The following is a 21,631-nucleotide window of genomic DNA, read 5'->3' on the forward strand; positions in this document are numbered from 1 at the left end:
ACGAGGTTTGGATATGAGTGGCTGTGTGGCCCTGGTGGTCAGTGCGGGGCGCGGTCGCCGGTTTGGCGGCGCACGGCCCAAGCAGTACGAAACCCTGGGTGGACAGCCGTTGCTGCGCCGCACCTTGCGGGTCTTTCTCGATCACCCCCGAGTCACCTCGGTGCGGGTGGTGATCCATCCCGACGACCAATCCCTTTACGATCAGGCGGTTGAGGGACTCAAGCTCCCGGCCCCGGCCTTTGGCGGCGCGACCCGTCAGGATTCGGTGCGTCTCGGCCTCGAAAGCCTGGCCCCTCTGGCCCCGGATCTGGTGCTGATTCATGATGCGGCCCGCCCCTTTCCCTCCCCCGCCCTCATTGATCGGGTGATGGATCAATTGCAGCATACCCCGGGCGCCATTCCCGCTGTGCCGGTGGCCGATACCCTGAAACAGGCTGACGACGCGCAGAATTGCCATGGTACCGTGGATCGGGCCGGGTTATGGCGGGCACAAACCCCCCAAGGCTTTCATTTTAATGCTATTATGTCGGCACACCACACGGCGGCAGGTCGGGACGATCTGACGGACGATGCTGCTGTGGCTGAGCTTGTGGGCCATAAGGTGGCCCTGGTGTTGGGGAGCGAGGATAATTTCAAGGTGACCACGCGCGAAGATCTGGACAAGGCGGAACGGTTGCTCGGGCGTCCCTCGTGGGACATCCGGACCGGCTTCGGCTTCGATGTGCATCGCTTCACCGAGGGTGATGGGGTCACTCTGTGCGGCCTACGCATTCCCCATGATGCCGCTCTGGAAGGCCATTCCGACGCCGACGTGGCGCTGCACGCCCTGACCGATGCGCTGCTCGGGGCACTCGGGGCGGGCGATATCGGCGCCCATTTCCCGCCCTCCGATCCCCAATGGCGGGGCGTCGCCTCGGAGGTCTTTCTGCGCCATGCCAACGCGGAGGTGGCACAACGGAGCGGCACCATAACCCATGTGGACGTAACCCTGATTTGCGAGCGTCCCAAGATTGGTCCCCACCGGGAGGCCATGCGCCGCCGGGTGGCCGAGATTCTCGCCCTTGACCTGGATCGGGTCAGCGTCAAGGCCACCACCACCGAAAAGCTGGGTTTCACCGGCCGGGGCGAAGGCATTGCCGCCCAGGCCGTGGCCACCTTGCGGATCGACGGCTGACGGGGGGGGAATGGCGGGTCTCAACCTCGAAGATATCCGCGTTTTCGTCGGTTGCCCGGATCAGAATGTCCGGACGACAACCCTGACCGTTTTGCGCAATTGTGGATTCCGCAACGTGGAACATGGCACCACTTTGGAGGCCGTGCGCACTGAAATGTCCATGCGCCCGCCGGATTTGCTGTTCTGCGAGACGACATTTCCAGACGGCGACCCCGGCGCGCTGATTCGCGATATCCGTCACCATGAATTGGGCAACGATCCCTTCCTGGTGGTGGTGATGATGACCTGGAAGCCCTCGGCGGAACTGGTGGGTAAGATCATCAATGCCGGTGCTGACGACCTGTTGGTCAAACCCCTGTCGGCCAAACAGGTCATTCAGCGGGTCGGGGCCCTGATCAAGAACCGCAAGGGATTCATGGTCACCTCCGATTACATCGGGCCGGACCGGCGGCGGGACAAGGGGCGCCCCGAGGAAGAAGGCGAAGAGCAGATTAAGCCCCTCGAAGTGCCCAACGCCCTGCGCGCCAAGGCATTGGGTGAAGCCTCCTCTGCCGAGATCCAGCAATCCATCAACGAGGCCCTGAAATCCATCAACAGCCGCAAGCTGGAAGGTCATGCGGTCAAGGTCAGCCAATTGGTAGCCGACATCCTTCCCGCCTATCGGGAGGGCCGGGTCGACCTCACGGTCCGCCAGAAGCTGCACCACCTTGTATTTGTGGCCGAGGATACAGCGCGCCGTCTGGTGGACACCGAATACAGCCATGTGGCCGATCTCTGCAACAGTCTGGTCCAGGTGAGCAATGACATCTATGCCAGTTGGAAAGATCCCAATCAGAAGGACCTGAAACTGCTCGAACCCATCTCAAAGGCCATCGAAACCGCCTTCACCGGCACCCCGGAGCAGGCCGACATGGCCCGCCAGATCACCGATACCGTTTCGGGGCGGCGTCCCGGGCATTAGGAAACCTGGGACTCAATCCAATGCAGGAAGGCCGGGTTGCCGTCGACGATGGGCAGCGCCACCACACAGGGGCAGTCATAGCCATGCAGGGTGTTGACCCGCGCGATCAGGACCTCCACATGGGCGGGGATCGTTTTGGCGAGCAGCACGCATTCGCCCTCCTCCTGAAGCTTGCCCTCCCACCAATATAGGGAGGTCATGCCGGGCAGAATATTGATGCAGGCGGCCAGTCGTTCAGAGACCAGCGCCCGACCGATGGTCCGGGCCTCCTGCTCGTCGGCGGTGGTGATGTAGATCAGGACCTGAGACACGAGCTTTACCCCCATGATTCATTCTGGTGCTTGCGATGCCACTGATTTCCCCTCTACCATACCAGGGAGGCGAAAAAAGGGGAGCCCGGTTCATGTCCCACACGACGGACCAGGATGAGCGATTGCCCGCAGTGGCTGAGGCCGAGGGAGAGATCAAGCCGACCGGACCGCAACGGCGCTGGCTCAAGCGCGGCCTCGACGAACCGGGGGGCAAACTGCCGCTGTTCGACGATCAAGGACAGAAGGTCAGTGAGAGAACGATCCGCTCCTGTATCCATCATGGCTGGGCCGAACCCTGGTTCGCCAACCCTCTCAAGCCCGACTGGCTGGTCTGCAAAATCACCGAGGCCGGCCGCGCCGCCCTGCTGAAACACTGACTCCTTCCCCCCCAAAGGGGCACCCGCCCCCCCTGTACCTTCATACGCAGATGCGATCAACTGGCCCCCTATGCTATTGTTATCGCAATTTATTTATACAATTTCCCGGCACAAAAGCGCACTGTCCATGTTTGACACGGCCCATTCGTTTGCCATCCGGCTCGGACCGCCCCGTACTTCGAGACGGGCCATCTGGTCGCGTGAGAAGTCCTGGAAATCGTTTCATCAAATTCCCAGATCGAGGGCCTCGGTTTTTTTGATTTGATATCAAAACGAACGCTGCTGAGCCCTCTTTTCCGCTTTATGGGCAACGGATCTCGGATATTGTTGTCGCCGCATTCAAGAGCTGGGAGACCTGGGCATGGCTGAACAAGATGCGGAGCGGCCTCAGCCCCCCGGCGATTCGGAGATCGTGGTTTGCACGAACCGCCGTCTGCCGCCCCAAGCCTCCTGTGCCGGTCGCGGCAGCGTAGCCTTGGCCGACTATCTGGAATCCGAAGTGGCGCGCCGGGGTCTTCCGGCTTCCGTTCGACGGATCATCTGCCTGGGTCATTGCCAGAAAGGTCCGACGGTGCGACGGGTGCCGGGCGGTCGGTTTCTGTTCGCCCCGCAACGCCATGATTTGGATGAACTTCTCGATGAAATGGCCGATCCTGGCCTGCCCCTAGCCTCAAGGGCCGATTGACCATGCCCAGCAGCAGCGCCCAAGGAAAGCAGTATTCGGCTCTGATCATCGCGGCCCTGCACCAAGCCGGCGCAATCACACGGATTCTGGATGTGGGGGTCGGTTGCGGCACCTACGCGGAACTCCTGCGCCCCTACACGCCAGGGGCCCACTGGACGGGGCTCGAAGTCTGGGCACCCTATGTGGAAAAATATCATTTGCGGCACCTATATGATGCCTTGGTGCTCGCCGATGCGCGGTCTGTGGATCTGCAATCCCTGGGGTCTTTCGACTTGATTGTGTTCGGTGATGTGTTGGAACACATGGAAAAACAGGAGGCTCAGGCGTTGATTGATCGGTCCCTGGCGGTCGGCAGGCTGGTGCTGATCTCCATTCCCATCGTGCGCTACAAGCAGGGGCCTATAGAGGACAACCCCTTCGAACGCCATATCAAGGACGACTGGTCCCATCCCGAGATCTTGTCCAGCTTTCCGGCCTTGCGCTGCGCATTCGTACAGGGGGCCATCGGGGTCTATCTGTTGAGCCGCGACGAGACACTGGTTCCGCGAATCGAAATCCTGCACGAAAATGTGGCGGCCCGGCTTCAGAGCCTTACTCCCGACGTCCCCCTGCAATGGAGCCGTCTTCGGAGCGACGAAAAAGGACCTGGCTCAGAAAAGCCAGGCCCTTGATCTGCTTGGTCGGAGCGGCGGGATTCGAACCCACGACCCCTACACCCCCAGTATAGTGCGCTACCAGGCTGCGCTACGCTCCGGCAATCGGGGGTGACGCCCGCAAGGGGCGTCGGGGACCGGGAATGTACGCTGTTGCGGCATGGGGTTCAAGGCTTTAAGCGGGATTGCGCAGCATGTTGCGCAACTCGCCCAGATCTTCCAGTACCGCTTCCAGTTCGGCTCGTTTCAAGGGATCAAGCACGATGCTTTCGTTGGGACGGGTGGGCTGCTCGTTTTCGAACAATTCGCTGACCTTGAGCGGCTGTCCTTCCTCGCGGAGAAGTTTCTGCACGCCCTTGATGGTATAGCCTTCGCCGTGCAGAAGGTCGCGAATCCGACGCAGGATCGCCACATCCTCCGGGCGGTAGTAACGCCGTCCACCGGCCCGTTTGACCGGGGTGATCTGGGTGAATTTGGTTTCCCAGAACCGCAGCACATGTTGTTGCAGTCCCAGTTCCGTCGCGACCTCGCTGATGGTGCGGAAGGCCGTGACAGACTTGCCGCTTTGCCGGAAGCCGGAATCGCCGTCTGAATCCGCATCCGTCATGGGAAAATCCGCGACCGTCACGCCTTGCGTTCGTTGATTCGCGCCTTCAGCACCTGCGAGGGCCTGAAGACCAGCACCTTGCGGGGCAGAATGGGAACTTCCTCGCCGGTTTTGGGATTGCGTCCGATTCGCTCGCCCTTGCTGCGAATGGAGAAGCTCCCGAAGGAGGAAATCTTGACGGTCTCGTCGCGACCCAGAGCGTCCGTCACTTCGTTCAGAACGGCCTCCAGAAGATCGGCCGATTCGTTTCGGGACAGACCGACTTCCTGATAAACGGCCTCGCTGAGTTGGGCGCGTGTAATCGTTTTACCTGACATGCTGCGGCACTCTCCCAAGAGTTGACGTAAAGAGCCTACATTGCCGAGGGAAAACCGTCAATATCAAAGGGATGCAAGAGCGCCCTCAGATCTCACCAGCGGACCAGACAGGCCCCCCAGGTGATGCCGCCGCCCATGGCCTCCATCAACACCAGATGGCCCGGTTGGATGCGGCCATCTCGCACCGCCTCGTCCAGCGCCAGCGGCACCGACGCCGCCGAGGTATTGGCGTGATGATCCACCGTGACCACGACTTTTTCCGGGGCAATGCCCAATTTGCGGGCCGTGCCGTCGAGGATTCGCATATTCGCCTGATGGGGCACGATCCAGTCCAGATCGCTGGCCTGGTATCCATTTTTTTCCAGGGCTTCCTTGACCACCCCGGCCAGATTGGTCACTGCGTGGCGGAACACTTCCCGTCCCAACATGCGGACCTTGCCCACCGTGCCGGTGGAAGACGGGCCGCCATCCACATAAAGCAGGTCGTGCAGACGGCCATCCGCATGCAGATGACTGGACAGAATGCCTTGCTGTTGCAGGGAATCGGCAACGGTCGGTGCGCCGATCTGGCGTTCCTCGGCGCGCAGCACCACCGCGCCCGCGCCATCACCGAACAGCACGCAGGTGGAGCGATCGTTCCAATCGAGAATGCGGGTGAAGGTTTCGGCCCCGATGACCAGGGCGGTCTGAAACTGTCCGGCGCGCAGAAAGTTATCCGCCGTCGCCAGGGCATAGATGAAGCCGGAACAAACCGCCTGCACATCAAAGGCAGCCCCTCGGGTCACCCCCAACTGGGCCTGAACCTTGGTGGCGGTGGCCGGAAAGGTATCGTCGGGCGTCGTGGTGGCGACGATGATCAGATCCACATCGTCGGCAGACACCCCCGCATGATCCATGGCCCGGCGCGCCGCAGCGGTCGCCAAGTCAGAGGTGTTGACCCCCTCTTCGGCGATGTGGCGTTGCCGGATTCCGGTGCGTTCGACAATCCATGAATCGTCTGTCTCGACGGTCTTTTCCAGATCCACATTGCTGACGACTTTTTCAGGAAGAAAGGAGCCACAGCCGATGATGCGGGAAATATAGGGAGATTCTTTGAGGCTCATGGGGCCGGGTCCTCGATAATGCGCATGGTTTCATCCCGTTCCCGCTGGGCCATCAAACGTTCCAGGTCTTCCTTGATACGGGCATTGAAACCGTGGCGAATCAAACGGTCAGCTGATCGGATGGCGTTGCAAAAGCCCAGGCCGTCGGTCCCGCCATGGCTCTTGACGCAGATGCCGTTGAGACCGAGCAGCATGGCCCCGTTGTAGCGCCGCGGATCGACCCGCTGCTTGAATTTTTTGAGGGCGGGCATGGCCAGGGCCGCACCGGCCTTGCTGAGCAGGGAGGAATTCAGGGCTTCCTTGAGGAACGTCCCGAACATGCGCGCCGTACCTTCTGCGGTCTTCAGGGCCACATTGCCGGTAAACCCGTCGGTGACCACCACATCGACCGTACCGGCCCCGATATCGTCGCCTTCAACGAAACCATGAAACTTGATCGGCAGATTGGCCTTGTTGAGCAGGGCCGAGGCCTGTTTGACTTCCTCATGCCCCTTGAGGTCTTCCACGCCGACATTGAGAATGCCCACCGAGGGCTGTTCCAGGTCCAGCACCTGACGGGCAAACACTTCGCCCATGACTGCGAACTGCACCAGATTTTCCGCATCGCAGGTGACGTTGGCCCCCAGATCGAGCATCACCGAACGTCCGCGCTGGGTCGGAAAATAGGTGGCGATAGCCGGACGGCTGACGCCCGGCAAGGTGCGCAGTTGAATCACCGACATCGCCATCAAGGCGCCGGTATTGCCAGCCGAAATTACCCCGTCGGCGTCGCCGCTTTTGACCGCGGCGATGGCCTTCCACATGCTGGAGTTGCGCCCCGTGCGCAGGGCCACGGAGGGCTTTATCTCGTTGGTGATGACCCCTTCCGCATGGTGAATTTCACTGCACCCGGCAGCCACGGGATGGCTGGCGAGCAAAGGGGCCAGACGCGACTCATCGCCGAACAGCAAAAAACGGGTGTTCGGGAGGCGCGCATGGGCCAACTCGATCCCCTCAATGACCATGTCGGGAGCATTATCCCCACCCATGGCGTCGATAGAGAGGGTCATACGGGCGTTCAAGCTTCAGTTCCCCTGCGAAAAGGAGTGGGCGATGACAACAAGGCCCAATGATCAAGCCGCGTCGGTCTCGACGACTTCACGGCCATCATACTGGCCGCAGGAACCGCAAACGTGATGCGGCTGCTTGAGTTCTCCGCAGTTCGGGCATTCCTGGTAGCTGGAAGCCTTCAGGGAATCGTGAGCCCGACGCATGTTGCGCCGTGACTTGGAGACTTTCTTCTTAGGTACAGCCATCTCGAAATCTTCTTTCTCTAAGGTCCGCAAAAAGCGGCACGTTCACCCTGCCGGTGCAGGGCGCTCTGTTTAAACAAAAATGAAACGAAGGGCAAGCCATTACCCTGCCCTGCTCTCATGGTCGGCGCTATGTTTAGCGGTTTTTGTTCAACTTTGCCAGCACGGAGAAGGGATTCGGACGATCACTTTTTCTGTCGGAATCCGACGTGGCCTCCGTTGAAAAACTGTCGAAATGCACCCCCGGGGCCTTGGGATAGATCGGGATCTGAGCCCCGAAACACTCGGCAATGGCCTCACCTATGTCGATTTGGTCATCAAAAAGCGGAAAAACGTCGTCTTCCGACTCCAAAGAGAGATCCACCTCATTGACAGGTTCCGCCTCGACGGGATTTCTAAAAACCACATTCATTGTCTGTTCTATGGGGGTCTCTACGGGTTCAAGGGTCACGACGCAGGGCTGTATCACGCGCCCGGAGACATGGCCGGTGAGGCGAACCTCTCGCCCCCGGGTTTGAAGCGACAAATGAATTTCCGCTGACAATTCGGGGATTGCGTCCACCTCGAATCGTCGCGCCAGGGCCTGACATTCTTCCGCCGAGGCCGTGACTGTCAACTGACGTCCTGCTTCCAAAATTTCGGAAAGACGCATGGGACGCGACAGTTCGGGAGTGACATCATTCATTCGCGCACCTCGATCACGTCGGGCAATCCGGTAAACTGCACCTGCCCCTGACGCAGGTCGCCCAGGGACTGTTGATCCAGGTGGGCGGCCTGCCGTCGCACATAGGTGGCGAGCACCGCCAGATGGTCGTCATCCGGTTGCTGCTTGCGATAGACATTGCGGCGCAGGGCGGCGATCAGCACGCCATCGTCCGGAGCCGCCAGTCCCCCGTCATAGGCAGCCACTCGTCCGAAAAACCCCTTGGCGACCGACTTCACGCGCCCGCCGACGGCAATGTCACTGACTCCCAGTTCGCGCAGATTGCGCTCGATATCCACGAACATGATATCGAACAGGGCCTGGGACAGCGCCTGTTCTTCCGCCCCGGCGCTCTCCGCCTTCAGTCGGCGCATGACCAAAAAGGCATGCAGGGCCACCATGTCATAGCGACCGTCGACCGTATCGGGGACGCCGAGCGAGGTGTAAAATCCCGGCTGCCGGGCCTGCTCCACCACCGCGCCATAAAGGGCCCGGGCCGCCTCCGCGTGCGCGTTGCGTCGAAACAGATTGAACAAGCCCATGGGAAGCGCCCTTGTTGACAATGGCCGGTTGGCGGTGCGATGTATCTCCTGATCAAGCTGACATGCCGATAAACACAGGAACAGTCAAGCTCAGCCATGAAAATTTTTACCCTCACGTCCCGTTTGCTGGCCACCGCCGCCCTCTCGGGCCTGCTGGTCACCGCCTGCGCGCCGCGCATAGATACCCGGGGCAATCTGCCGGACCGCGAGCGGCTTTCTGAGGTGCGCATCGGGGAATTCACCCGCGATGACGTCATCGACGTGCTGGGGTCGCCCTCCAGCACCTCGGCCTTCGGCGACGAGGTCTGGTACTATATCTCCAAGCGTACGGAAACCACGGCGTTCTGGGCTCCCGAGGTCAAGGAGCGGACGGTTGTCGTGCTGCGCTTCGATCAGGCCGGACATGTGGCGGAACTGCACGAAGTCACCTTGGACGAAGGCAATCGGGTGATCCTGGTGGATCGGGTGACCCCGACCGCCGGTCACGAATTGACCCTCATCGAGCAGTTGTTCGGCAACCTGGGGCGCTTCTCGCCGAAGAAGTAAGTCCGTGCAAAAAGAAAGGCCCCGGAGGATCTCCCCGGGGCCTTTGTCTTGTCTGAATTGTGCCGTCTTAGCCAGCCAGCAGGGCGAGCAGCAGAATGGCGACAATGTTGGTGATCTTGATCATCGGGTTGACGGCCGGACCGGCGGTATCCTTGTAGGGATCGCCGACCGTGTCACCGGTCACCGCGGCCTTGTGGGCATCGGAGCCCTTGCCGCCGTAGTTACCGTCTTCGATGTACTTCTTGGCGTTATCCCAGGCCCCACCACCGGAGGTCATGGAGATGGCCACGAACAGACCGGTCACGATAGTGCCCAGCAGCATGGCGCCCAGTGCGGTGAAGGCCGCAGCCTGACCGGCGAAGCTGGACACCACGAAGTAGAGGGCGATCGGCGACAACACCGGCAACAGGGACGGAAGGATCATTTCCTTGATCGCCGCCTTGGTCAGCATGTCCACACAGGTGCCGTATTCCGGCTTGCCGGTGCCTTCCATGATGCCCGGGATTTCCTTGAACTGACGCCGCACTTCCAACACCACCGAACCGGCGGCGCGACCGACGGCCATCATACCCATGGCCCCGAACAGGAACGGCATCAGACCGCCGAAGAACAGACCGACCACCACGAAGGGGTCCTGCAACCGGAACTGAACATCCAGATCCGGGAAATAGTGATGCAGGTCTTCGGTGTAGGCGGCAAACAGCACCAGCGCGGCCAGAGCGGCGGAACCGATGGCATAGCCCTTGGTGACGGCCTTGGTGGTATTGCCCACCGCATCAAGAGCGTCGGTGGTCTTGCGCACGTCGGCCGGAAGATCGGCCATTTCGGCAATGCCGCCGGCGTTATCGGTCACCGGACCATAGGCATCCAGAGCCACTACGATCCCGGCCAGGGCCAGCATGGTGGTCGCGGCAATGGCGATGCCGTACAGGCCGCCGGAGAAGAAGCCGACCAGGATACCGGCGCAGATGATCAGCACCGGCAGCGCCGTCGATTCCATAGACACGGCGAGCCCCTGAATAACGTTGGTGCCATGGCCGGTCACCGACGCCTTGGCAACGCTCAACACCGGCTTATGCTGGGTGCCGGTATAGTATTCGGTCACCCAAACGATCAAGCCGGTCACTACGAGTCCGGTCAGGGCGCAGATCATCAGATCCATGCCGGTGATCATTTTGGCCCCCATCGCGATTTCCTGATCAAAGCCGAACATCTGGCTGATAATCACTGCGATGAAGATGGCGGAGATGATTGCCGTGACAATCAATCCCTTGTAGAGCGCCCCCATGATGTTCTGGGAGCCGCCCAGGCGGACGAAGAACGTCCCGATGACCGAAGCCGCGATGCAAACGCCGCCAATGACCAGCGGGAACAGCATCATGGATTCCTGGATCGCACCGACAAAGAAGATGCTGCCCAGCAGCATGGTGGCGACGATGGTCACCGCATAGGTCTCGAACAAATCGGCGGCCATACCGGCGCAATCGCCCACGTTGTCGCCCACGTTGTCGGCGATCACCGCCGGGTTGCGGGGATCATCTTCGGGAATACCGGCTTCGACCTTACCCACCAGATCGGCACCCACGTCGGCACCCTTGGTGAAAATGCCGCCGCCCAGACGGGCGAAGATGGAGATCAGCGAAGCCCCGAAGCTCAAGGCCACCAGGGCCTCCAGGATCGGCCGCATATCCTCGGTCCCCAAAATGTTGCGCAGGAAGATATAGTAGCCCGCCACACCCAGCAGACCCAGGCCGACCACCAGCATGCCGGTGACCGCACCGGATTTGAAGGCGATTTCCAGACCTCCGGCCAAACCTTTAAGGCGAGCCGCCTCAGCGGTCCGCACGTTGGCGCGCACCGACACGTTCATGCCGATATAGCCGGCCAGGCCGGACAGCACCGCGCCGATGGTGTAACCAATGGCCACATGCATGCCCAGGCGCACGCCAAGCAGAATACCGATGACCACGCCGACAACGGCGATGGTGGTGTATTGTCGATTGAGGTAAGCGCTGGCGCCTTCTTGGACGGCGGCGGCAATTTCCTGCATACGCGGATTGCCAGCCGGCGCGGCAAGGACCGAGCGGACGGCGTAGGCTCCATAGAGAAGGGCCAACAGCCCCATCGCCAGAACCAGGATATACAAAGATGACATTCCGTTTCCCCCTAAATTGGACGGATGACTGGTTGCAAAAAGATACACGGATCCCCTAGTCACTGGTGGCCGTGAGTCGGGGGGGACTTTGCCACGAGCCTTCGTTCGGCGCAATACCAGCGATCAAGACGACTTTTTTACTTGTTTTGACGAATGTCGGCGGTCACGGTCAGATCCTTGACCAGATCCGCATCGCCGGTGGCCTTGGCGGCCAGCAACAACAGCCGGTCCTTCAGCAGTGCCAGATCAACTTCCTTTGATTTTCGCAGCATACGGGGCAGATAGCCATAGAGGTCGCGCAAAAATCCATCCGATATTTTGGGTGCCAGACGCTTGAGTGTGGCTTCGTTGGCATCGCCCATGCACTCGAACTTGATCTCCACGGCAACGGTGGCGACCATGCGGTCCCCCTCGATCAACGGCACCATGAGGGGTTCCAGATCCACATATTTGGGCTCCATGACCGGCGCCTGCTCCTCCTGGGGCGCGGGCTGCTCGTCCCCCATGATCAGGGCCAAAAGGTCGTAACCCATCCAAGAGGCCACGGCAAAGGTGCCGCCTGCCAATACAATCAATGCCGCGAGAACAATCGCCAGTATTTTCATAAGTATGATCCTCCCCTGAGCGGCCCATTATTCCCCGGCAACCGATACTAGGAAAGAGCCAATTGGCGACGGCTTCAAAAGTGGCGGTATCCCTTTGTTTGCGGCGAGACGTCCCGTCCGTCTTCGGCCCGGACACGGACCCCGGGGTTGGCAGTCATGGTGCCGATGCGAGTCACCTCAATCATTCCCGCCTGCGCCAATCGAGCGACCAGAGATTGCGACGACGGCGGCAAGGTGAAGCAAAGTTCGTAGTCGTCCCCGCCACTCAGACACAGATCCAAAGCCCAGGGACCGCGCGCCAGGGCGGCCCGAGTCGCGGCAGACAGGGGCACCCATGCCGCCTCCAGGTCGGCCCCCAAACCCGACGCCCGGGCCAGATGGCCCAGGTCGGCCAGCAGGCCATCGGAAATGTCCAGGGCGGCACTGGCCAGACCGGCCAAGTGACGACCCAGGGCCAGCCGCGGACGCGGGCAGCGATAGCGGTCGAGCAGAAAATCCCGATGCTCCGACGCCAAATCCGGCATCTCTCCCCGGGCCACCCGCAGGCCCAGCGCCGCGTCGCCAATGGTGCCGCTGACATAGAGTCCATCGCCGACCTTTGCCCCGTTGCGCCGCAGCATGGCCCCCGGCGCGACGGCCCCGAAGGCGGTCACGGTGAGGGTCAGCGGTCCCGGCGTGGCGACCGTATCGCCCCCCAGCAACGAGAGTCCGAAGGTTTTTTGATCCTGTCCCAGCGCCTCGGCGAAGGCGGCAAGCCAGTCGTCGTCCGTCTCCCGGGGCAGACAGACGGCGAGCACGTAGCCCAGAGGGGCCGCGCCCATAGCCGCCAGATCGGACAGGTTGACCCGTAAGGCCTTGCGCGCCACATCGCCAGGGGGATCATCGATCAAGAAATGCACCCCGGCGACCAGCGCATCGGAGGTCACCACAACCTCCTGACCCGCCGGGACGTCCAGCCGGGCCGCATCGTCGGTGAGCCCGAAGGCACCGGGCGCCGCCGCAGTCAGTGGGGCGAAATGGCGGGCGATGAGACTGAATTCGTCACCCCGGGTCACGGCTCCCCTCGCCTTTCGAGTCCCATTCGTCGTCCCGCAAGGTGCGCGCCAGCCGATCGAGCACGCCATTGACCAGACCCGGTTCATTGTTGAGGAAGAAATCCCCGGTCAGATCCACATATTCGCTGATCACCACCCGCGCCGGAACCTTGGGACAGGCCAGCAATTCATAAGTCCCGGCCCGCAGGGTGGCGCGCAGGACCGTCTCCAGGCGATCCACTACCCAGCCCCCTTGCAAGGCGCCGTTGATCATGTTGTCCAATTCGGCGCGCCGGGCGTGGGTGCCGCGAAGCAACAGGCCAAAATAGTCACCGTCCGGCTCCGGCAGCGGCACCCCGTCGCCATCGCTCAGATCGGCATCGGTCCAGCGCTTGTGAAAGAATTCGTCGAGCACCGGCTCCAGGGCCGCTCCGGTCATGTCGATTTCATACAGGGCCTGCACCGCCGCCAGACGGGCCGCGCTGCGTCGGCGACCACCGCCGTCGTCAGAGCCCGAAACCTGGGAGGAGGCTCGGCTCATGCGAGATTGAAACCCTGTTTGATTTCAAGCAGACGCAGGCAGGCCTTGGCCGCACGACCGCCGAAATCCTTGCCTGTGCTATCGGCGCGAAGGCGCGCCTGCTCCCGGTTCTCCACCGTCAGGACGCCGTAGCCATGGGGCATGGCATGACCGATGGTCAACTCCAACATGGCGCGGAACGACTCGGCACAGACCACATCGTAATGACTGGTTTCGCCCCGAATGACGCAGCCCAGGGAAACCACGCCCACATAGTGACAGGTGCTGGTACAATCGACCATGCTCTGTAGCGCGTATCTGATGACTGAGGGGATTTCCAGAGCCCCCGGCACCAGGATATGGTCGAACGGTAGCCCGGCCTCTTCCAGAACCTTGGAGGCTCCCTTGAGCAGTTCGGCCCCGATGTCCTCGTAAAAGCGGCCTTCGACGATCAAAATGCGCGGTCCGTCGATCATTCCGGCGCTCCTTCGACTGGAATCGGTTTCTGGTCCACGATCTTCAGACCGTAACCTTCGAGACCGATGATGTTCTTTTGCGTGTTGGACAGCAACACCATTTCGCGCACGCCCAAATCCAACAAAATCTGCGCTCCGATGCCATAATCCCGCAATTCGCCGCTGGGCGGGGCCTCGCCGGACAAGCGGGCGCAGACCCGGTCGGACAGGCTGGTCCGCTGGGGCTCGCGAATGAGCACGACGACGCCGCGCCCTTCCCTGCCGATGCTGCGCATGGCCTGATGCAACTCCGCCGCCTTGCCCGCCCGGTGGTCGCCCAGCACGTCATCCAGCACATTCAGCGAGTGCATGCGCACCAGCACCGGCGCATCGCCGGAGATATCCCCTTTGACCAGCGCGATATGTTCCGCGTAGGCCACCTTGTTGACATAGACATGCAGACGGAAATTGCCGCCGTAGATGCTTTCAAGGTCGCATTCCTGGGCCTTGGCGATGATCCGGTCATGGCGCAGGCGATAGGCGATCAAATCGGCGATGGTGCCGATCTTGAGGCCATGGCGCTGGGCGTATTTCACCAGATCCGGCAACCGGGCCATGGTGCCATCGTCGTTCATGATCTCGCAGATCACCCCGGCCGGGGTCAATCCGGCCAGACGCGCCACATCGACCGCCGCTTCGGTATGGCCGGTGCGCACCAGGACGCCGCCGTCGCGCGCCGCCAGGGGAAAGATGTGCCCCGGCGTGGCGATATCCTCTCGGCCTTTGGTGGAATCGATGGCCACGGCAATGGTGCGCGCCCGGTCGGAGGCGGAAATGCCGGTGGTCACCCCTTCCTTGGCTTCGATGGAGGTGGTGAAGGCGGTTTCGTGGCGCGAGGTATTGGTCTGGCTCATCAGGCCCAGTCCCAGGTGTTTGACCCGCTCCTGAGTCAGGGTCAAACAGATCAGGCCGCGCCCATGGGTGGCCATGAAATTGACCGCATCCGGAGTCGCCATCTGGGCCGGAATCACCAGGTCTCCCTCGTTCTCCCGTTCCTCGTCATCGACCAGGATGAACATGCGGCCATTGCGGGCATCTTCGATGATCTCCTCAATGGACGACAAATATTGATGATATTCGGTGGTCATTGGCACTCCAGGAGGCGCGCCACGTAGCGGGCCAGCATATCAATTTCCAGGTTCACGGGGTCCCCCGGCCGCCGACTGCCCAGGTTGGTGGCGGTCTGGGTATGGGGGATGATGTTGACGCCGAATTGCCGGTCATCCACTTCGTTGACGGTCAGCGAAACACCGTCGATGGTCACCGAGCCCTTGGGGGCGATAAAGCGTTTCAGCTCTTCCGGGGCTTCGAAGACGAATCGCATGGATTCACCGTCGGGGGTGATGGACACCACATGGCCGATCCCATCCACATGACCGGAGACCACATGGCCGCCCAGTTCGGCCCCGATGCACAGGGGGCGTTCCAGATTGACCGGATCGCCGACTTTCCAGGTGCGCATGGTGGTCTTGGTCAGACTCTCGTCGGAAGCTGAAATGCGAAACCAGCCGTCGCCCTTGTCGATCACCGTCATGCAACCGCCATTGCAGGCGATGGAAGCGCCGATTTCGACGGTCGACATGTCGAATGACGTCTCGAAGGTGAAACGGGTATCTCCGTTCCCCGGTTCGACCGCCTTGACCCGTCCCAGATCGGTGATAATTCCGGTAAACATGTTTAATGATCGCCCGCGCGGTAGGTTTCCATCCAGTCCGGTGCCGCCTGACGTGCCCCGGAGGGTTGGAAATAAGGGGTGTCGGACAGTTTGTCCACTCCCAAGGTGCCGAAGGCCGGAGTCCCGTCACTTCCGATCAGCCGCGCCGCCCGGAACCAGATCAGACGGTCCGCCAGCCCGTGGCGGATGAACGCCCCGGCAACAGTGCCACCGCCTTCCACCAGAACCCGGGTCAACCCCAGCCCGCCCAGGGCCTGTGCCGCCTCTGGGAGTGACAGATGCCCGTCTGTGTCAGCCTTCACCCGCAGCACATCCACCCCTTTATTCTGCAAAGCTTTTTCGCGGCCCGGCGCGGCCTGATGGTGACAAATCACAACCACCTTGCCGCTGCTGGCCCGGGCCACCAGGGCGCTGTCCAGGGGCAGTCGCAGATGACTATCCAGCACCACCGGCACCGGCGAACGGTCGGCCAACCCAGGCAGACGGCAGGTCAGCGTCGGATTGTCGGCCAAAGCGGTGCCGATGCCGACCAGAATGGAGTCGTGTTTGGCCCGCAAAAGGTGGCCCAGGGCGCGTGCCTGATCCCCGGTGATCCACTGGCTGTCACCGCTCGCGGTGGCGATGCGCCCATCCAGGCTGGTCGCCGTCTTGAGGGTGAACAGCGGGCGACCTTCGTTGAGGCGCAGAAAGAACCCGGCATTCAACTCCGCCGCCGCGTCGATGCAGACATCCTCGGTCACCACGATACCGGCCTGACGCAGGGTATCCAGTCCCTGCCCCGCCGTACGCGGGTCCGGGTCCCGATGGGCGACGACAACACGCGCCACCCCCGCCCGGACCAGAGCCTCGGAACAAGGCGGGGTTTGTCCGTGGTGATTGCAGGGCTCCAGGGACACATAAACAGTGGCCCCGCGCGCCGCCTCTCCGGCCCGCCCCAGCGCCTCGGTTTCCGCATGGGGACGACCGCCGGGCTGGGTCCACCCCCGACCGACCACATGGCCGTCCTTGACGATCACACAACCGACCGCCGGATTGGGCCAAACATGCCCCAAACCGCGCCCAGCCAGGGCCAGGGCGGCCCGCATAAACTCCCGATCCGTCTCTGGATCACTCTTCACCCAAGGTTCCAATAAACTTCTCGAAGTCCTTGGCTTCACGGAAATTTCTGTAGACAGAGGCGTAGCGGACGTAGGCCACCTTATCCAACTGAGCGAGCACATCCATGACCATTTCGCCGATCACCTTGGAATGCACCTCGCTCTCCCCCAGGCTCTCCAGGCGGCGTTGGATCGAGTTGGCGATGCGGTCGATCTTTTCCGCCTCCACGGGCCGTTTGCGGAGGGCGATTTTCAAGGCGCGGATCAGCTTTTCCCGCTCGAACGGGGCTTTGTCGCCATTTTTCTTGATCACCGTCAGTTCCCGCAACTGCACCCGCTCGAAGGTGGTGAAACGGGATTCGCAGGCCGGACAATAGCGCCGCCGTCGGATGGCCGCGTTGTCTTCGGTCGGCCGCGAGTCCTTGACCTGGGTATCGTCGTTACCGCAAAACGGACAGCGCATGGCCCGCCTCCTCCCTGAGTTGGGGTTGAATCACATGTCGGAATAGATGGGGAACCGCTGGCAGAGCGCGGTCACTTCCTCCCGGGCTTTCAATTCTGCCGCCGAATTATCGTCGGGATTGGCGGCCAGACCATCGAGCACGTCGCCGACCAGTTCACCGACCCGGCGGAATTCCGCCTCCCCGAAGCCGCGCGTGGTTCCCGCAGGCGTGCCGAAACGCAACCCCGACGTGACCATCGGCTTTTCCGGATCGAACGGAATGGCGTTCTTGTTACAGGTCATCCCGGCCCGTTCCAGGCTGGCCTCGGCCACATTTCCGGTCAGTTTCTTGGGCCGCAGATCGACCAGCATCAGATGGGTGTCGGTGCCGCCGGACACCACGTCGCAGCCCCGCTGCATGATCACCTCGGCCAGGACCCGGGCATTGTGGGCGACGTTCGTGGCGTAGGTCTTGAATTCCGGTTTCAGCGCCTCGCCGAAGGCCACCGCCTTGGCGGCAATCACATGCATCAACGGCCCGCCCTGCAAGCCCGGGAACACGGCGGAATTGAATTTCTTGCCGAGATCCGGATTGTTGCTGAGGATCATGCCGCCACGCGGCCCGCGCAGGGTCTTGTGGGTGGTGGTGGTCACCACGTCGGCAAAGGGCAACGGGCTGGGATGGATGCCCGCCGCCACCAAACCGGCGAAGTGGGCCATATCGACCATCAACAGGGCTCCCGCCTTGTCGGCAATCTGGCGCATGCGCTCGAAGTTGATGATGCGGGGATAGGCCGAGCCACCGGCGACAATCAGTTTCGGCTTGTTCTCGATGGCCAGAGTTTCCAACTCATCATAGTCGATCTGACCATCCTGGCGCCGCACGCCATACTGAACCGCGTGGAACCACTTGCCGGACTGCGCCGGAGCCGCCCCATGGGTCAGATGCCCGCCAGCGGCCAGGGACATGCCCATCAGGGTATCGCCCGGCGACAGCAGCGCCTGATAAACCGCGCCATTGGCCTGCGCCCCGGAATGGGGCTGCACGTTGACATACTCGCAATGGAACAGCTTCTTGGCCCGCTCGATGGCCAGACTTTCCCCGACATCGACAAACTCGCAACCGCCGTAATAGCGCCGCCCCGGATAGCCTTCGGCGTATTTGTTGGTCAGCACTGACCCCTGGGCTTCCAGCACCGCCCGCGACACGATGTTTTCCGACGCGATCAATTCGATCTGGGTTTGCTGGCGCTCCAGCTCCTGACGAATGGAACGGTAAATTTCAGGATCAGCATCGGCCAGGGAGGCCGCGAAAAAGGTCGCAGAGGTCATGGGGCTGTCTTTCCTTCATGGGACGGCAAAGGGGTCAAGGGTGTGGAGAGCATGGCGACCCGCCGGGTATGGCGGCCGCCCTCGAAATTCGTGGCGAGAAAGGTTTCCAGGCAATCGACGGCGGTATCGGGGCCGATCATCCGGCTGCCGAAAACAATGACATTGGCATCGTTGTGCTGGCGGCTCATGCGCGCCCCCAGGGAATCATGAATCAGCGCCGCACGGACCCAGGGAAAGCGATTGGCGGCCATGCTGATTCCGATGCCGCTGCCGCAGATCAGCACGCCCCTTGACGCCTGTCCCTGGCGCAGGGCCTCGGCCAGACGAAAGGCATAATCCGGATAATCGACCCGCTCCAGGCCATGGGTTCCCAAATCCAGGGGGTCGCAGTTCAGCCGCCGCAAGGCGTCCACCAGGGAGGCCTTGAGGGGGTATCCGGCGTGATCGCAGGCAAGGGCAACGGCGTTAAACGACATGACAACGCAACGAGATCCATGGACGGGAAAAACCGCGATCTTGGTACCATATGTTGGTGTCGCTTGTCAGCCATCACCTAGAGCTGATGAAAATTTAGCCCTGAGATGGCGCGCTGGACCTTCCCCGAGACGGCATCTGAATAGTCGCGGAAGAAACAGGGAGATTCAGAAGCAATCATTATTCGTAAACCATGATATGCAGATTTTACTTATACTTTTGTTTGGTATGCTGATTGTATTTCATGATATGAAATAAAATCCCAATTGACAGTCAAGGTGATTTATATAATAAAACTTTCAAGCTTAGTCACTCAATTCAGATTGGAAAATTGAAATATCATGAGCAAAGAAAATTCCGACACCGTGTCGAACGAAGACCTTCTGCAAATGTCTGTTGATGTGGTTGCCGCCTATGTGAGCAACAACTCGCTGCCTGCCGCGCAGATTTCCGAAGTCATCACCACTGTTTACAGCGCCTTGAAGTCTTTGGAAGGCGGTGAAGTGGTGATGGAGGAAGCCCAAAAACCCGCCGTGACGGTGAAGAAATCCATCACACCGGACTATCTGATCTGCCTCGAAGACGGCAAGAAGATGAAAATGCTCAAGCGCTACCTGCGCACCACCTATGGCATGACTGCTGAAGAATACCGCGCCAAATGGAACCTGCCCGCCGACTATCCGATGGTGGCCCCGAACTACGCGGCCCAGCGCTCGGCGTTCGCCAAACAGATCGGCCTAGGCAAAAAGGGCGGCCGCCGGAAAGCCTGACCCTCGCTGCATCGCGAAAAGCCAAGCCCCGGGCGACGCTGTCATCCGGGGCTTGCTGTATAGGGCTTTGGACGTTCAGACCCTCACCAGATGCACCTGCATGGCCGGTTTCTTGCCGATGGCGCCCCGGAAAACCCGGCGGACGGCAACCTTGACCGCATCGCTGACCTCGTCGTCATTTTTCAGACAGGAGCGCGGAACCTCGTTGACCGCGCCCGCCGCCGCCGCCTCGGCCTCTTCCAGCAACCCCTGCTCCGCTTCCTCGATCAGGCCCTGCACCGAGACCTGAGGCGTGGCCACCAGATGTCCCTTGCCATCCAGCACCACAGTGACCAGGGCCGATCCATTAAAAATCACCCGATTGCGCCCGCGAATCACATCGCCGTCAAAGGCGATCAACCGTTGCCCATCCAAGCCATAACGCCCCACCGGCACGTTATCCACAACGGTCGGGCCATTGGGAGACAATCGCACCATGCTGCCGTTTTCGGCCACCAGAGTCTTGGGAATGCCGCAGGTTTCGGCCCATTTGGCCTGTTCGCGCAGATGAATGGATTCGCCGTGCATCGGCACCAGAATCTCCGGGCGCAACAGATCATAGAGCTTTTTCAATTCACCGCGTGCCGGGTGGCCGGACACATGCACATGGGCATCGCGCCAGGTCAGAACCGTCATGCCGTGGCGCACCAGGGCATTCTGAATCCGCTGCACCGACAGTTCGTTGCCGGGAATAATACGCGAGGAGAAAATCACCAGCGCTCCGGGCTTCAGCTTGACGTCCCGGTGCCCGTCATGGGAGATGCGCGACAAGGCCCCGCGTGGTTCCCCCTGGCATCCGGTGCAGATATACAGCAGCTTGTCTTCGGGGATAAAACCCGCCTCTTTTTCCCCGATGAAATCCTCGACGCCGTTGAGCAGCCCCATTTGGCGGGCAATTCCCGACATTTTGTGCAGCGACCGCCCGACGAGGCAGACATGCCGCCCGGTGGCCGCCGCCGCCGCGCAAATGGTGCGCAAGCGGGCCACGTTGGTGGCAAAGCAGGTCACCGCCACCTGCCCCGTGGCGGCGTCGATGATCCGTGTCAAATCCTTGAGAAGATCGGATTCCGATTCCCCGTCGCCTTCGGTCAGCACATTGGTGGAATCGGCAATCAAGGCCGTCACTCCGGCATCCCCGTAGGCCTTCAGTGTCGCCTTGTCCACCGGTTCACCGATCACCGGGCGCGGATCGAACTTGAAATCACCGCTGTGGGCGATACGGCCATGGGGGGTGTCGATCATCAACAGATTGGGCTCAGGGATGGAATGAGTCATGGTCACGTATTGCAGCTTGAACGACCCGACCTCGAATTTTCCCGACAGTGGAATCACGTGCAACGGCACTTGGTTTTGCAGGCCCGCCTCGGTCAATTTGCTGCGCAGCACCGCCGCCGCGAAGGGCGTGGCGTAGACCGGACAGCGCAGCCGATGCCAGAGATAATGCACCGCGCCCAGATGATCCTCATGGGCATGGGTCAACACCAGACCGGACAGACGATGCCGGCGCTCCTCGATCCAGGCGATTTCAGGCAGAATCACATCGACGCCGGGCACCGTGCCGTTGCCGAAAGTGATGCCGCAATCCACCATCAGCCATTCCGGGTCTTCTTCCGCTCCCAGCCCATAAAGGTAGACATTCATGCCGATTTCTCCGGCCCCCCCCAGGGGTAGCCAGTACACACCCTCGCTCACGGCGATCTCC

The 21,631-nt window shown here is 61.3% G+C and carries 27 protein-coding genes and 1 tRNA gene; 7 read left to right on the plus strand and 21 right to left on the minus strand.

All coding sequences use genetic code 11. The features are described from left to right. Positions 1-13: 13 nt before the first annotated feature. On the plus strand, positions 14-1,174 hold the full coding sequence (locus ACYQ1P_RS12360; RefSeq protein ID WP_460020653.1) for a bifunctional 2-C-methyl-D-erythritol 4-phosphate cytidylyltransferase/2-C-methyl-D-erythritol 2,4-cyclodiphosphate synthase: 1,161 nt from the start codon (positions 14-16) through the stop codon (positions 1,172-1,174). Positions 1,175-1,184: 10 nt separating this feature from the next. Continuing rightward, positions 1,185-2,135: a response regulator gene (locus tag ACYQ1P_RS12365; RefSeq protein ID WP_460020654.1), complete on the plus strand. Its 951-nt coding sequence runs from the start codon at positions 1,185-1,187 to the stop codon at positions 2,133-2,135. On the opposite strand, the gene cutA is transcribed toward ACYQ1P_RS12365, so the two are convergent. Then, positions 2,132-2,446: a divalent-cation tolerance protein CutA gene (gene cutA / locus ACYQ1P_RS12370; RefSeq protein ID WP_460020655.1), complete on the minus strand. Its 315-nt coding sequence runs from the start codon at positions 2,444-2,446 to the stop codon at positions 2,132-2,134. The two genes, ACYQ1P_RS12365 and cutA, sit on opposite strands and share 4 nt — an antisense overlap. 92 nt (positions 2,447-2,538) lie before the next feature. On the opposite strand from cutA, the gene ACYQ1P_RS12375 reads away from it, so the two are divergent. From ACYQ1P_RS12375 to ACYQ1P_RS12385, 3 genes are all read left to right on the plus strand, one after another. Further along, positions 2,539-2,823, plus strand: a complete 285-nt coding sequence (locus tag ACYQ1P_RS12375; RefSeq protein WP_460020656.1) for a hypothetical protein — start codon at positions 2,539-2,541, stop codon at positions 2,821-2,823. A gap of 361 nt (positions 2,824-3,184) precedes the next feature. Further along, positions 3,185-3,508 (plus strand): hypothetical protein, encoded by a 324-nt coding sequence (locus ACYQ1P_RS12380; protein ID WP_460020657.1) that lies wholly within the window; start codon positions 3,185-3,187, stop codon positions 3,506-3,508. Positions 3,509-3,510: 2 nt separating this feature from the next. Then, positions 3,511-4,179 (plus strand): class I SAM-dependent methyltransferase, encoded by a 669-nt coding sequence (locus ACYQ1P_RS12385; RefSeq protein ID WP_460020658.1) that lies wholly within the window; start codon positions 3,511-3,513, stop codon positions 4,177-4,179. Positions 4,180-4,185: 6 nt separating this feature from the next. On the opposite strand, the gene ACYQ1P_RS12390 is transcribed toward ACYQ1P_RS12385, so the two are convergent. From ACYQ1P_RS12390 to ACYQ1P_RS12425, 8 genes are all read right to left on the minus strand, one after another. Next, positions 4,186-4,262, minus strand: a tRNA-Pro gene (locus tag ACYQ1P_RS12390). A 74-nt stretch (positions 4,263-4,336) separates the two neighbouring features. Beyond that, entirely contained in the window at positions 4,337-4,768 is a 432-nt protein-coding gene (locus ACYQ1P_RS12395) for a MerR family transcriptional regulator (RefSeq protein WP_460020659.1), read from the minus strand. A gap of 17 nt (positions 4,769-4,785) precedes the next feature. Then, positions 4,786-5,085, minus strand: a complete 300-nt coding sequence (locus tag ACYQ1P_RS12400) for an integration host factor subunit alpha (protein ID WP_460020660.1) — start codon at positions 5,083-5,085, stop codon at positions 4,786-4,788. A gap of 92 nt (positions 5,086-5,177) precedes the next feature. Continuing rightward, positions 5,178-6,188, minus strand: a complete 1,011-nt coding sequence (locus tag ACYQ1P_RS12405; protein WP_460020661.1) for a beta-ketoacyl-ACP synthase III — start codon at positions 6,186-6,188, stop codon at positions 5,178-5,180. Next, the gene (gene plsX / locus ACYQ1P_RS12410) at positions 6,185-7,249 is read right to left on the minus strand and encodes a phosphate acyltransferase PlsX (protein ID WP_460020662.1); all 1,065 of its coding nucleotides are present in this window, start codon (positions 7,247-7,249) and stop codon (positions 6,185-6,187) included. Before plsX ends, ACYQ1P_RS12405 begins: the two co-directional genes overlap by 4 nt. A gap of 51 nt (positions 7,250-7,300) precedes the next feature. Continuing rightward, on the minus strand, positions 7,301-7,483 hold the full coding sequence (rpmF, locus tag ACYQ1P_RS12415; RefSeq protein WP_460020663.1) for a 50S ribosomal protein L32: 183 nt from the start codon (positions 7,481-7,483) through the stop codon (positions 7,301-7,303). A gap of 133 nt (positions 7,484-7,616) precedes the next feature. Further along, the gene (locus ACYQ1P_RS12420) at positions 7,617-8,165 is read right to left on the minus strand and encodes a YceD family protein (RefSeq protein ID WP_460020664.1); all 549 of its coding nucleotides are present in this window, start codon (positions 8,163-8,165) and stop codon (positions 7,617-7,619) included. After that, on the minus strand, positions 8,162-8,725 hold the full coding sequence (locus tag ACYQ1P_RS12425) for a ubiquinol-cytochrome C chaperone family protein (RefSeq protein WP_460020665.1): 564 nt from the start codon (positions 8,723-8,725) through the stop codon (positions 8,162-8,164). Before ACYQ1P_RS12425 ends, ACYQ1P_RS12420 begins: the two co-directional genes overlap by 4 nt. 96 nt (positions 8,726-8,821) lie before the next feature. Here ACYQ1P_RS12425 and ACYQ1P_RS12430 point away from each other — a divergent pair, with 96 nt between their 5' ends. Then, positions 8,822-9,271 (plus strand): outer membrane protein assembly factor BamE, encoded by a 450-nt coding sequence (locus ACYQ1P_RS12430; protein ID WP_460020666.1) that lies wholly within the window; start codon positions 8,822-8,824, stop codon positions 9,269-9,271. Between the two features lie 67 nt (positions 9,272-9,338). Here the strand turns inward: ACYQ1P_RS12430 and ACYQ1P_RS12435 are convergent, their stop codons facing one another. The 11 genes from ACYQ1P_RS12435 to rpiB all read right to left on the minus strand — a co-directional run bounded on the left by ACYQ1P_RS12435 (position 9,339) and on the right by rpiB (position 19,122). Further along, positions 9,339-11,426, minus strand: coding sequence for a sodium-translocating pyrophosphatase (locus tag ACYQ1P_RS12435; protein WP_460020667.1), 2,088 nt, complete (start codon positions 11,424-11,426; stop codon positions 9,339-9,341). A gap of 137 nt (positions 11,427-11,563) precedes the next feature. Further along, a complete protein-coding gene (locus ACYQ1P_RS12440; protein WP_460020668.1) occupies positions 11,564-12,031 on the minus strand; it encodes a hypothetical protein in 468 nt (155 codons plus the stop codon). Positions 12,032-12,105: 74 nt separating this feature from the next. After that, the gene (gene thiL / locus ACYQ1P_RS12445) at positions 12,106-13,086 is read right to left on the minus strand and encodes a thiamine-phosphate kinase (RefSeq protein WP_460020669.1); all 981 of its coding nucleotides are present in this window, start codon (positions 13,084-13,086) and stop codon (positions 12,106-12,108) included. Further along, the gene (gene nusB, locus ACYQ1P_RS12450) at positions 13,073-13,606 is read right to left on the minus strand and encodes a transcription antitermination factor NusB (protein ID WP_460020670.1); all 534 of its coding nucleotides are present in this window, start codon (positions 13,604-13,606) and stop codon (positions 13,073-13,075) included. The genes thiL and nusB overlap by 14 nt, the downstream gene beginning before the upstream one ends. Continuing rightward, entirely contained in the window at positions 13,603-14,061 is a 459-nt protein-coding gene (locus tag ACYQ1P_RS12455) for a 6,7-dimethyl-8-ribityllumazine synthase (protein ID WP_460020671.1), read from the minus strand. Before ACYQ1P_RS12455 ends, nusB begins: the two co-directional genes overlap by 4 nt. After that, positions 14,058-15,188, minus strand: a complete 1,131-nt coding sequence (gene ribB / locus ACYQ1P_RS12460; protein ID WP_460020672.1) for a 3,4-dihydroxy-2-butanone-4-phosphate synthase — start codon at positions 15,186-15,188, stop codon at positions 14,058-14,060. The genes ACYQ1P_RS12455 and ribB overlap by 4 nt, the downstream gene beginning before the upstream one ends. Then, positions 15,185-15,775, minus strand: a complete 591-nt coding sequence (locus tag ACYQ1P_RS12465) for a riboflavin synthase (protein ID WP_460020673.1) — start codon at positions 15,773-15,775, stop codon at positions 15,185-15,187. Before ACYQ1P_RS12465 ends, ribB begins: the two co-directional genes overlap by 4 nt. Positions 15,776-15,777: 2 nt before the next feature. After that, entirely contained in the window at positions 15,778-16,893 is a 1,116-nt protein-coding gene (gene ribD / locus ACYQ1P_RS12470) for a bifunctional diaminohydroxyphosphoribosylaminopyrimidine deaminase/5-amino-6-(5-phosphoribosylamino)uracil reductase RibD (protein ID WP_460020674.1), read from the minus strand. Beyond that, complete coding sequence (gene nrdR, locus ACYQ1P_RS12475) at positions 16,883-17,335, minus strand: transcriptional regulator NrdR (RefSeq protein ID WP_460020675.1); 453 nt, start codon at positions 17,333-17,335, stop codon at positions 16,883-16,885. The genes ribD and nrdR overlap by 11 nt, the downstream gene beginning before the upstream one ends. Positions 17,336-17,365: 30 nt before the next feature. Then, positions 17,366-18,646 carry a serine hydroxymethyltransferase gene (glyA, locus tag ACYQ1P_RS12480; RefSeq protein ID WP_460020676.1) on the minus strand — a complete coding sequence of 427 codons (1,281 nt, stop codon included), beginning with the start codon at positions 18,644-18,646 and terminating at the stop codon, positions 17,366-17,368. Then, complete coding sequence (gene rpiB, locus ACYQ1P_RS12485; RefSeq protein ID WP_460020677.1) at positions 18,643-19,122, minus strand: ribose 5-phosphate isomerase B; 480 nt, start codon at positions 19,120-19,122, stop codon at positions 18,643-18,645. The genes glyA and rpiB overlap by 4 nt, the downstream gene beginning before the upstream one ends. 339 nt (positions 19,123-19,461) lie before the next feature. On the opposite strand from rpiB, the gene ACYQ1P_RS12490 reads away from it, so the two are divergent. Next, on the plus strand, positions 19,462-19,890 hold the full coding sequence (locus ACYQ1P_RS12490) for a Ros/MucR family transcriptional regulator (protein WP_460020678.1): 429 nt from the start codon (positions 19,462-19,464) through the stop codon (positions 19,888-19,890). Positions 19,891-19,965: 75 nt separating this feature from the next. Here the strand turns inward: ACYQ1P_RS12490 and ACYQ1P_RS12495 are convergent, their stop codons facing one another. After that, positions 19,966-21,621 (minus strand): ribonuclease J, encoded by a 1,656-nt coding sequence (locus ACYQ1P_RS12495; RefSeq protein ID WP_460020679.1) that lies wholly within the window; start codon positions 21,619-21,621, stop codon positions 19,966-19,968. Between the last annotated feature and the right edge of the window lie 10 nt (positions 21,622-21,631).

Source organism: Magnetospira thiophila (genome assembly GCF_054657015.1).

Excerpts from the sequence above, each read along its gene's own strand:
- ACYQ1P_RS12360 (WP_460020653.1), top strand. The coding sequence starts at position 14 with ATGAGTGGCTGTGTGGCCCTGGTGGTCAGTGCGGGGCGCGGTCGCCGG.
- ACYQ1P_RS12365 (WP_460020654.1), top strand. The coding sequence starts at position 1,185 with ATGGCGGGTCTCAACCTCGAAGATATCCGCGTTTTCGTCGGTTGCCCG.
- ACYQ1P_RS12375 (WP_460020656.1), top strand. The coding sequence starts at position 2,539 with ATGTCCCACACGACGGACCAGGATGAGCGATTGCCCGCAGTGGCTGAG.
- ACYQ1P_RS12380 (WP_460020657.1), top strand. The coding sequence starts at position 3,185 with ATGGCTGAACAAGATGCGGAGCGGCCTCAGCCCCCCGGCGATTCGGAG.
- ACYQ1P_RS12385 (WP_460020658.1), top strand. The coding sequence starts at position 3,511 with ATGCCCAGCAGCAGCGCCCAAGGAAAGCAGTATTCGGCTCTGATCATC.
- ACYQ1P_RS12395 (WP_460020659.1), bottom strand. The coding sequence starts at position 4,768 with ATGACGGATGCGGATTCAGACGGCGATTCCGGCTTCCGGCAAAGCGGC.
- ACYQ1P_RS12400 (WP_460020660.1), bottom strand. The coding sequence starts at position 5,085 with ATGTCAGGTAAAACGATTACACGCGCCCAACTCAGCGAGGCCGTTTAT.
- ACYQ1P_RS12405 (WP_460020661.1), bottom strand. The coding sequence starts at position 6,188 with ATGAGCCTCAAAGAATCTCCCTATATTTCCCGCATCATCGGCTGTGGC.
- rpmF (WP_460020663.1), bottom strand. The coding sequence starts at position 7,483 with ATGGCTGTACCTAAGAAGAAAGTCTCCAAGTCACGGCGCAACATGCGT.
- ACYQ1P_RS12420 (WP_460020664.1), bottom strand. The coding sequence starts at position 8,165 with ATGAATGATGTCACTCCCGAACTGTCGCGTCCCATGCGTCTTTCCGAA.
- ACYQ1P_RS12425 (WP_460020665.1), bottom strand. The coding sequence starts at position 8,725 with ATGGGCTTGTTCAATCTGTTTCGACGCAACGCGCACGCGGAGGCGGCC.
- ACYQ1P_RS12430 (WP_460020666.1), top strand. The coding sequence starts at position 8,822 with ATGAAAATTTTTACCCTCACGTCCCGTTTGCTGGCCACCGCCGCCCTC.
- ACYQ1P_RS12435 (WP_460020667.1), bottom strand. The coding sequence starts at position 11,426 with ATGTCATCTTTGTATATCCTGGTTCTGGCGATGGGGCTGTTGGCCCTT.
- ACYQ1P_RS12440 (WP_460020668.1), bottom strand. The coding sequence starts at position 12,031 with ATGAAAATACTGGCGATTGTTCTCGCGGCATTGATTGTATTGGCAGGC.
- nusB (WP_460020670.1), bottom strand. The coding sequence starts at position 13,606 with ATGAGCCGAGCCTCCTCCCAGGTTTCGGGCTCTGACGACGGCGGTGGT.
- ACYQ1P_RS12455 (WP_460020671.1), bottom strand. The coding sequence starts at position 14,061 with ATGATCGACGGACCGCGCATTTTGATCGTCGAAGGCCGCTTTTACGAG.
- ribB (WP_460020672.1), bottom strand. The coding sequence starts at position 15,188 with ATGACCACCGAATATCATCAATATTTGTCGTCCATTGAGGAGATCATC.
- ACYQ1P_RS12465 (WP_460020673.1), bottom strand. The coding sequence starts at position 15,775 with ATGTTTACCGGAATTATCACCGATCTGGGACGGGTCAAGGCGGTCGAA.
- nrdR (WP_460020675.1), bottom strand. The coding sequence starts at position 17,335 with ATGCGCTGTCCGTTTTGCGGTAACGACGATACCCAGGTCAAGGACTCG.
- glyA (WP_460020676.1), bottom strand. The coding sequence starts at position 18,646 with ATGACCTCTGCGACCTTTTTCGCGGCCTCCCTGGCCGATGCTGATCCT.
- rpiB (WP_460020677.1), bottom strand. The coding sequence starts at position 19,122 with ATGTCGTTTAACGCCGTTGCCCTTGCCTGCGATCACGCCGGATACCCC.
- ACYQ1P_RS12490 (WP_460020678.1), top strand. The coding sequence starts at position 19,462 with ATGAGCAAAGAAAATTCCGACACCGTGTCGAACGAAGACCTTCTGCAA.